6 protein-coding genes and 1 pseudogene are annotated in these 8316 nt (G+C 73.0%); 1 reads left to right on the top strand and 6 read right to left on the bottom strand.

Features of this window, described 5'->3' with window-relative positions:
* Positions 1–361: pseudogene (locus DKL51_RS05055) on the bottom strand (FtsK/SpoIIIE domain-containing protein); the annotation flags it as partial.
* Between the two features lie 208 nt (positions 362–569).
* Between DKL51_RS05055 and DKL51_RS05050 the strand changes: the two are divergent.
* Entirely contained in the window at positions 570–1130 is a 561-nt protein-coding gene (locus tag DKL51_RS05050) for a hypothetical protein (protein ID WP_124811786.1), read from the top strand.
* Positions 1131–1133: 3 nt separating this feature from the next.
* Here DKL51_RS05050 and DKL51_RS05045 read toward each other — a convergent pair whose 3' ends face one another.
* The 5 genes from DKL51_RS05045 to DKL51_RS05025 all read right to left on the bottom strand — a co-directional run.
* Positions 1134–1733 (bottom strand): hypothetical protein, encoded by a 600-nt coding sequence (locus DKL51_RS05045; protein WP_109944952.1) that lies wholly within the window; start codon positions 1731–1733, stop codon positions 1134–1136.
* 13 nt (positions 1734–1746) lie between these two features.
* Entirely contained in the window at positions 1747–2934 is a 1188-nt protein-coding gene (locus DKL51_RS05040; protein WP_124811785.1) for a M23 family metallopeptidase, read from the bottom strand.
* On the bottom strand, positions 2931–3488 hold the full coding sequence (locus DKL51_RS05035; RefSeq protein WP_124811784.1) for a hypothetical protein: 558 nt from the start codon (positions 3486–3488) through the stop codon (positions 2931–2933). The genes DKL51_RS05040 and DKL51_RS05035 overlap by 4 nt, the downstream gene beginning before the upstream one ends.
* Positions 3485–5428 carry an MraY family glycosyltransferase gene (locus DKL51_RS05030; protein ID WP_109944949.1) on the bottom strand — a complete coding sequence of 648 codons (1944 nt, stop codon included), beginning with the start codon at positions 5426–5428 and terminating at the stop codon, positions 3485–3487. The genes DKL51_RS05035 and DKL51_RS05030 overlap by 4 nt, the downstream gene beginning before the upstream one ends.
* 1 nt (position 5429) lies before the next feature.
* Positions 5430–8316, bottom strand: a 2887-nt coding sequence (locus DKL51_RS05025; RefSeq protein ID WP_260428381.1) for an ATP-binding protein, incomplete at its 5' end; no start/stop codon positions are given.

The following is an 8316-nucleotide window of genomic DNA, read 5'->3' as shown; positions in this document are numbered from 1 at the left end:
GCCAGGGATCGCGGGCGTCGGTGTCGATGCTCAGGTGACCGCTGCCGAGCAGCGGCACGAGGGCCGGGAAGCGGGCGTCGTCCAACGGCGCGGCGGTGCCGATCCGGACGAAGGGCGGTGGGCGGTCACCGGACGGAGTCGCCACCGCCAGTGTCTCCAGCGGAGCGCCGGACCAACCCGGAGCGGCGAGCGCAGCCGCCGTCCGCAGCCGCTCCGCCAGCTCGTACTGCCGGTGATGGTCGGCCGGGGCGGGTCGGATCTCGTCGAGGATGCCGGCTGCGGCGGTCGCCGCCGCGGCGGCCCGCCGGTGCAGGGCGGCGGCCCGGCTGGCTCGCGCCTTCGGACTGGCCACCGCGTCCACCTCTCTTCCCGAGGCCGACTCTCCTCCCCGAGCAGTGACGGTATCCCAGCGGAGCGTCCTCCTCCGGGATGTCGCTCGGCGCTGCGCGGTCTTTGCGAGCCGGGTCACCGGAATCGTCTCTCGCTTCAGCCGATCCGGCGGGACCGATGGATGAATCCGGGGCATTGGGTACGAGGCGCGCAGCCGATAGCCTCAGGGGGTGGAATCAGTGCAGCCCCCCGCCGGTTCCCAGGTCTCCCGCGTACCGGCGCAGCGGACGCCGCCCGACCAGCTGACCCCTCCCGGGCCGGCGTCGGCGCCGGAACGCCCGCGTGGTCGGCTGCGCACGGTGCTCGCGGTGGTCGCCGGGATACTCGCGCTGCTCTGCGCCGGCGGCGCCGTCGTCGGCTACCTCCTGTACGACCGCGCCACCGCCCCCGACCGCAGCGCGCCCGACGTGGTGGTGGACAACTACCTCCGCGCCTTTCTGGTTGACCGCAATGACACCAAGGCCGACGAGTTCGCCTGCCAGGACGGCGACGATCTCGGCGCGGTCCGGAGCCTGCGCAACGAGGTGGAGCAGCGCGAGGCGAACTTCAACGTCGTTGTCCGGGTCAGCTGGGGAGCCCTCGCCAGGGCGAAGAACGAGCGCGGCGAGCTGGTCACCACGACGCTGACCATTTCCAGCTCGGCCGACGGCCACACGAGAAGCAGCCGGCGTGAGGAATGGCAGTTCGACGTCGTCGATCAGGACGGTTGGCGCGTCTGCGGAGGCCGCAAGATCAACTGAGGCTCACTCGATCCAGAGCAGGTGCACCGGAACCTCCAACGTGGTCGGCGCCTGCCCGCGCCAGGCCCAGCGGTACCACTCCAGCTCCGGGGTGACCCGGACACAGATGTCCCCGTCAGCGCCGGAGTAGGTCTCGGTGACCGCGCGGAGATCGCGCCGCTCGGTCGACTCGGCGACGTGCACGACGCGCCGGCCGGCCACCGCGTCGGCCTCGAACACGGGGGTCGGCGCCCGGTGGGTCGGCACGTCGAGGGAGACCAGCCGGATGCCCGACTCCGTCGGGCGGGTGGCGGGTTGGCGGTCGCCCACCCTCTCCACCCAGACCCGCTCCACCGGCACCAGCGGCGCGAAGACCTCCACCTGCTCGGACTCGGCGCGGTACCACTCGTGTTCGGGGATGACCGGCACGTACGTACGGCTGCCCTGCACCACCCGCTCGTCGGCGCGCAGGTCTCCGCGCCAGCCGAGGCCGGGCAGGCCGACCAGCACCCGGCGGCCGCGCAACTCGACCCGACCGGTAGCGGGCACGATCTCGATCGGTCGGGGCGGCAGGGGAGCCCAGTCGGGCTGGTCCGCGAACGGATCGGGCAGCGGGCCGGTCATGCGTCGGTGAGCTTCACGCCGTGCCGTCCAGGGGTGCGCCGCGTTCCCGCATGAACGGGACCGGGTTGATCGCGCCCCGGCTGGACCGGTCGCCGTCCACGTGCACCTCGAAGTGCAGGTGCGGGCCGGAGGAGTTCCCGCTGGTGCCGACCAGCCCGATCACGTCGCCCGCCTGCACCAGCTGCCCGGGCACCACCCGGGGACGCTCGACCATGTGGCAGTAGCGGGTGATGTAGCCGCCGGCGTGCAGGATGTCGACGAACCAGCCGCAGCCGCCCTTGCCCGGCCAGCCGTCCCGGTCGCAGTCCCGGCGCCCCGAGTGGTCCGGGTCGCAGCGGGCGACCAGCACCCGTCCGCTCGATGCGGCGTGGATCTCGGTGATCCGCTTCGGCGCCGCGATGTCCACGCCGTCGTGACTGGGCCGGTCCGCGGTGCGGAACCCGGAGCCGACACCACCCGGGATCGGAGCCGTCCACCCCGAGGCGGCGATCCGGGCGCCGGAGGCGGCGTCGCAGACCGCCCGGCCCGCGATCTGCACGGTACGGGCGGCGCCACCGGCGAGCGCGTCGACGATCCGGCTAGCCAGCTCCTCGTGCTTGGCGTACGCGTCCGGGAAGGCACTGACCTGCACCCGCTGGGCCACCACGGTCAACGGCCGGCGCTCCCAGTTCGGCACCTTGACCAACTTCTCGTAGAACTTGTGGGCGGTGTAGGAGGGCGTCATCCGCTGCTGGACGCTGCCCCAGCCGGGTCGCTGCTGGAACAGGCCCAGCGAATCGTGGTCGGAGCCGACGCCCTCGTGCGGCAACGCCAGCGACGCCGGCACCGTGCTGTTGGCCAGGTTGCGCAGCGCCGACTCCTGCATGGCGGTGGCCAGGGCGACGACCCAGCCTCGGGCGGGCACCTGCATGTCCTGGCCGACCCTGATGATGACCGCGGCGTTGCGCAGCTGGCCCTCGCCGTACTCGGCGAACCGGGGCATGTCGCCGGTGATGCTGACCTGGTGGGCGGTGCCGCAGCCCAGACCTGCCGCGGTCGTGCCGTCCTGCTCCTCGCCGCCCAGTTCGGTGAGGAAGAACCCGGCGGCACCGCCGACGCAGCAGAGCAGGGTGAGGACCGCGGTCAGCGCGCTGGCCACGACACCGAGCCGTAGCTTCCGGCGGTGCGGCGGCGGCCCGGCCTCCCCGGGAGTGTCCGTCACTGCCTCTCCCAGTCCACCGCGTCCACCAACCACCGGCCGTCGGGGGCCACGAGTTCGAGCCGGAGCCGCCCGTTGTCCAGGGGAATCAGTGCCTCCACGAAGGACGCGGTCCGGGGCCGGAGGGTCACCTGGCCGGTCACCCGCTGGGCCGGGACGCTCTCCGGGTCCGCGCCGGTCAGCTTCTCCGTCAGCGCGGATGTCGACAGGGGTCGCAGCCGCGCCTGCCATGCGTCCTCGCTGCTGCCGGGGCCGGTCAGCCAGGCGGCCGTGAACCGGCCGGCGGCCTGCTCCGGGGTCAACTCGCCGGGACGCGTCTTCGGTGCGGCGGCTGCCGCGCTCGACAGGACGCCGTCGTCACCGGCCGCCGGATCGACGGTGCTGATCGGTTCCCGCGGCCGGCTGCTCAGGCCGGCGCTCGAATCGACCGGTTCGGAGATCAGCCGGGCCGCTCCGATCACCCCGAAGACCAGAACGGCGATCACGACCGCGATGCCGAGCCGGGACCGCAGCACCCGAGTGACCAGGAACTCCACCGCTCGTCGCATCGCCCTCACCGCGCCTCGGAGCGCACCCGCGGAGTCGGGTTTACCGGCGCGCGTTCGGCCGAGTCGGGGCGGTAGATGGCGTAGGAGGGGGCCTCCTCGGGCACGTCCGGTTCCGTCCAGGTGGCGGGCTGATGGCGCCGGGGACGGGGCGCGGTGGTCCGCCGCTCCGGCTGCTGCTCCAGAGCAGGTGCGTCGTCCGCCCGCTCCCGCCCGTCCGGCCGCTGCCGTTCGGTGCCGGCGCCGATGGCGGAGTGCGACGGGTCCTCGTGTCGTGCCTCCGGCCGCAGACTGCCCTGGTCGAGTGCCACGCCACGGCGCCGGGTGATCGCCGGTTCCACCGTGCCGCCGGGCTCGACCACGTCCAGCCGGGCCGCGATCCGCACGTCCCGGAAGAACCGGCGGTGCCAGGACCCCGCGGAGCTGACCGCCTCGCTGCTGTCCTTCCCGCCGAGCTGGGTGATCCGCCGGTACGGGCGGAGCAGCAGCCAGCCCACCACACCGCAGAGCCAGACCAGCACCACCTGCAGCCAGCCGGGTAGGGTCGGGGTGTTCATGATCAGGTCGACCGCGAAGAGGTAGATGGCCGCGCCGGTGCCGAAGATGGCGATGTTGAAGACGGCGGCGACCACCGCGTTCGCCAGGCGGCGCAGCCCGGCGCTGGCCGGCCGCATCAGACCCACCGTGCCGAGGATCGGTGCCGCGATCACCGCCCACCGGAAGATCAGGAAGCCGAGCAGGACCAGCAGTGAGGCGGTCAGGTCGAACATCGCGAAGAGCAGCGAGGCCAGCACCGCGATGAAGCCGGCGCCGATCCGGTCCATGTCCCGGACGCCCTGGAGGTACTCGTACGCCTCGGGGTCCTCGGACTTGATCTGCTCGGCGACCCGGGCCCACTGCTGCTGCTTCGCCTTGATGGTCGCCTCCCGGGTGGCTGGGTTCTGGCGGAGCTTCTCCGACTCCTCCCAGGAGAGCGACTTGGCGTCGTAGAGGGCCGGCCCGTACTTCTTCGCGGTCTCGCTGTCGGCGGAGCCCAGCACGCCGCGCAGCCAGTTCCGGTAGAGCATCGTCTCGGTCGCCGTGTCGCTGGCCCGCACCGCCGGCGGCCGGTGGTCCTTGCATGCATCCGGGTTGGGGTCGTCACACTGACCAGCCGGGGTGTCCCGAGTCGCCGGGCCGACGGCGTCATGAACTACGCCGAGCGTGGTGATCAGCGTGTTGTCGGCGATGTTCGCCGACTTCACCGGCCACGCGGCCAGGGCGGTCACCGCCACCATCACCAGCAGCGCCCAGCCGGCGGTGGTCATGGCGTTGCTCATGTCCGACTGGCGCGACCGCCAGAGCAGATAGAGCCCCACCACGCAGAGCGTGATGATGCCGAAGACGCTGAACACCTTCTGGTAGACGGCCTTGGTGGCGTGCTCCACCAGCGGGTCGGCCCAGCCCCACATCGAGCGGGGATCCCAGGCCCGCTCGCGCAGGGCGTTCGACGCACCGATTACCGCGTTGGCGAACATGAACTCGCCGTTGGCCACCATGGTGGTGAAGCGGTAGTCCGGATGGAGCACGGACGAGGCGCACCCGCCGTCGACGTCGTACGTCGTGTAGCTGTATCCGGCGTAGCCGTAGTCGCTGTAGAGGCCCTTCGGGCCGGGGAGCTTGGCCGAGTCCGGGCGGGAGGCGAACCAGCCGGCCAGCCCGGAGTCCGGCGCGCCGGGCACCGGCGCGTTGCGGCACTCGACCTGGTCCTGGCTGACCTCCTTGAGCTTCGCGACGCAGGCGCGGAAGTCGGCCTGCCACTCCTTGGTGCTGCACAGCTGGGCCTGAGCCTGGGCCGTCGGAGGCGCGGCGGACGCCGGGGTCGCCCCGATCACCGGCCAGGCGACGGTGGCCACGGCGAGTACGCCGAGCGCGAGGAGGAGCGCCGCGATCCGTGCCCGGACCCTCGCCATGTCACGCCTCCAGATCAGCCAGGACGGTCGGCAGCTGCCCGGCCGCCTGGGCGACGGCGGCGGGAGTGGTGTCCAGGTGCTCCAGCAGCCCGTCGACGTACGACACGTCGACCCGGACCTTCTGCACCCGGCCGTCCACGTCCCGCATCACGAACTCGCGGAACCCGAGCCGGGCGGCGGAGCTGGCGTCCGCCTGGGACAGCGAGGCGAGGGTCGCCTCGTAGCCGTCGTTGACCGGGACCCGGAGCAGCCGGAGCGCCTCGGAGGCGATCTCGGTGTCCTCGGCGATCCGGCCGACGAAGACGGTGGAGACGAGGTTCTGCACGTCGAGGCCGAGGATGTCCTTCGGGTTCTGCGAGGCGACCAGGGCGGCGAGGTTCCACTTGCGGGAGTCGCGGGCGAGCCGGACCAGGAACGACCGGCCGGAGCGCCAGCCCTCCATGAAGTGCGCCTCGTCCAGGCCGACCAGCTTCCGCGACGACATCGAGCCGCCGTAGCAGCGGCGAACCGCCAGCCGGTGCGCGGTGTGCAGCATCGGCAGGGCGAGCGCCTCCTCGGCCGACCAGTACTCGCGCTCGATCTTGAGGTCGGGCAGCCGCAAACCCGCCATGGTGATCACGGTGAGCGCCGCGTCGGCGCCGAGCAGCCCCTCCGGTGGCCGGCCGAAGAAGAGCCTGGCGAGCGGCATCTCGGCGGTGTCGAGCAGCAGGTTGGCCAGTTCCCGGCCGGCGTCGTCGTCCAGCCCCTGCAGGCAGGCGACCACGTCGTCCAGGGTGGACGTTTCCTCGGCCGGCACCTGTCGTACGGCGTGCCGGAACAGGGTCGCGGTGGACGCCTCCCGGGCCACCTGCGGCGGCACCAGCATCATGCAGATGTCCTGCACCAGCATCCGTCGTTCGGCCCGGGCGTTGGAGACGGCGATCTCGAACTCCCGGTCGCCCGCCGCGCCGGCGCTGAACTCGCTGCGCAGCGGTGTCGGGATCAGCGCGTACGGCGCCAGCGTCCCCTGCTCGGAGCCGGTCAGGTTGAGCACGCGGGAGTACGGCCGCAGCTCGGGCATCGCGCAGAGCCGGGCCAGCGGGCCGGACGGGTCGAGCAGGGTGACCTGGACGCCGCGCCGGGCGGCCAGGTACCCGAGCGCGCCGAGCAGGGTGGACTTGCCACCGCCCGGCTCGGCGACGAAGACGGCGAGCCCGGAGCGTTCCCGGACCTCCATCGGGAAGTGCAGGTCGAGGAAGACCGGGCGGCGGCAGGTGCCCGCGGTCCGGCCGATCAGGTCGCCCCGACGGTCGCCGACGGTGGATGCGGCCTGGGGCAGTGCCGCGGCGAGGAGGTTGACCGGCATCCGCCGGACGTAGCCGGTGTTGGCGATCGGCTCGCCGGGGATGAACTCGCGGGCCAGCCAGTCCTGGTTCTTCGGGTGTTGGAGCGAGATCCGCAGCTCGCGGGAGTAGAGCTGGATGAGCCGGCGGGCCCGCTCCAGACACTCCTCCCGGGTCCGACCGCCTACGGCGATCCGGTGCCAGCCGTGCGCGCGGGCCGAGTCCACCGGCAGGCCGGTGGTCATCTCGTCGCCGATCACCAGCGCCCGCTTGGCGAGCCGTTCCAGCTCCGGCGGCGCGTCGATGCCGTGCTCGGCGTAGTCGAGCTGCTGGGACCGGATCATCCGGAGCCGGTGCTCGAGGTTACGGAAGGAGTCGCCCGGGCCGAGGATGTCCACCCGGGTGGAGATCTCCATGGGCCAGGGCAGCCGCTCGTGGAAGTGCAGCCAGGGCTCGTGCCGCTCGGGGATCTCCAGCGGCTCCATCCGGCCGACGGCGAGCACGGCGACGTGCCGCTCCTCGCCGGTCATCCGGTTGACCAGCTTGACCGTCGAGCCGTACGGGGTGCGGTAGCGCTCCACCTGCTCGGTGAGGGCGAGCAGGTCGCCGCGTTCCCACCGGCCGTTGGTCACCGGGGAGAGGGTGCCGGGCGGCGACATGCAGAGCGCGACCGAGCGGTAGAGCAGCCATTCCAGTTCCTGTGCGGTGACCCGGCGGCCGCGCATGCCGAACGCGCCGAGCACCTCGTCGAACTGCTCGACCGTCCGGCCCAGCTTGCGCCGCTCGCCGTCGGCGGTGCCCCGGCCGAAGGTGCGCAGCAGCCGTTCGGTGAGTGAGTCGCCGAGGGATCGCCGGGCGAAGGTGACGCCGAGGTAGGTCTGCCCCTCGGCGTGGTTGACCGCCATCAGGTGCCGCTGGGCGGCGACCAGATGGTCGGCCCAGCCCGCCGTGCCGGGGACGTCGGGCAGTGGCGACGCGGTGTGCGCGTCGATGGTGCGGGCCCACTCGTCGGCCGGAAAGGGCCGGGTGGTGCGGCGCAGGTGCAGCCGGAAACCGGCCAGGCCGGCGTACTGCTCGGAGATGGCGGAGAGCAGCGCCTCCCGCTCGGCGTCCGGCCGGAAGGCCCAGCGCACCTCGGGGAGCCAGTACCAGGCGGTGACGGTGTTCGGCGTGAAGGTCAGGTGACCGGCGATCTCGGTGATCGCCAGCTCCACCGACGGGTCGCGGTCACCGAACTTGATCTTCGGCGGGCGAACTCGCACCGGCTTAACCGGCCGGCTGCTCCGCTCGGCGACGGACCGCTGCCGCGGCGTCGCCACCTCGCGGGTCGGCGGGGTGGCGACTTCACGGGATGGTGCTGCGGCCATCTCGCGGCCGTTCGGTGCCGGCTCGCTCGCCTCGCGTCGCGACGGCCGCTCGACCGGAGCCTCCGCGGCCGGGTCGGTCACCTCCGGCTCGGCGGTGGACCGGAGCGCGGGCAGCCGGTCCCCGGGCTGGTGCGGCACCCGGGCGCGGGTGACCGGCTCGGGCGCCGGGCCGAGGGCGGCCGGCTCGTCCGACCGCTCC

Source organism: Micromonospora globispora, from assembly GCF_003857015.1.
GTDB lineage: Bacteria > Actinomycetota > Actinomycetes > Mycobacteriales > Micromonosporaceae > Micromonospora > Micromonospora globispora.
Note: the sequence above shows the minus strand (reverse complement) of the source record. Positions and strands in the feature narration are given on the sequence as shown.

Bases quoted from the DNA above. Each gene is read 5' to 3' on its own strand.
- DKL51_RS05045 (WP_109944952.1), bottom strand. From the start codon at position 1,733: ATGACCGGCCCGCTGCCCGATCCGTTCGCGGACCAGCCCGACTGGGCT.
- DKL51_RS05030 (WP_109944949.1), bottom strand. From the start codon at position 5,428: ATGGCGAGGGTCCGGGCACGGATCGCGGCGCTCCTCCTCGCGCTCGGC.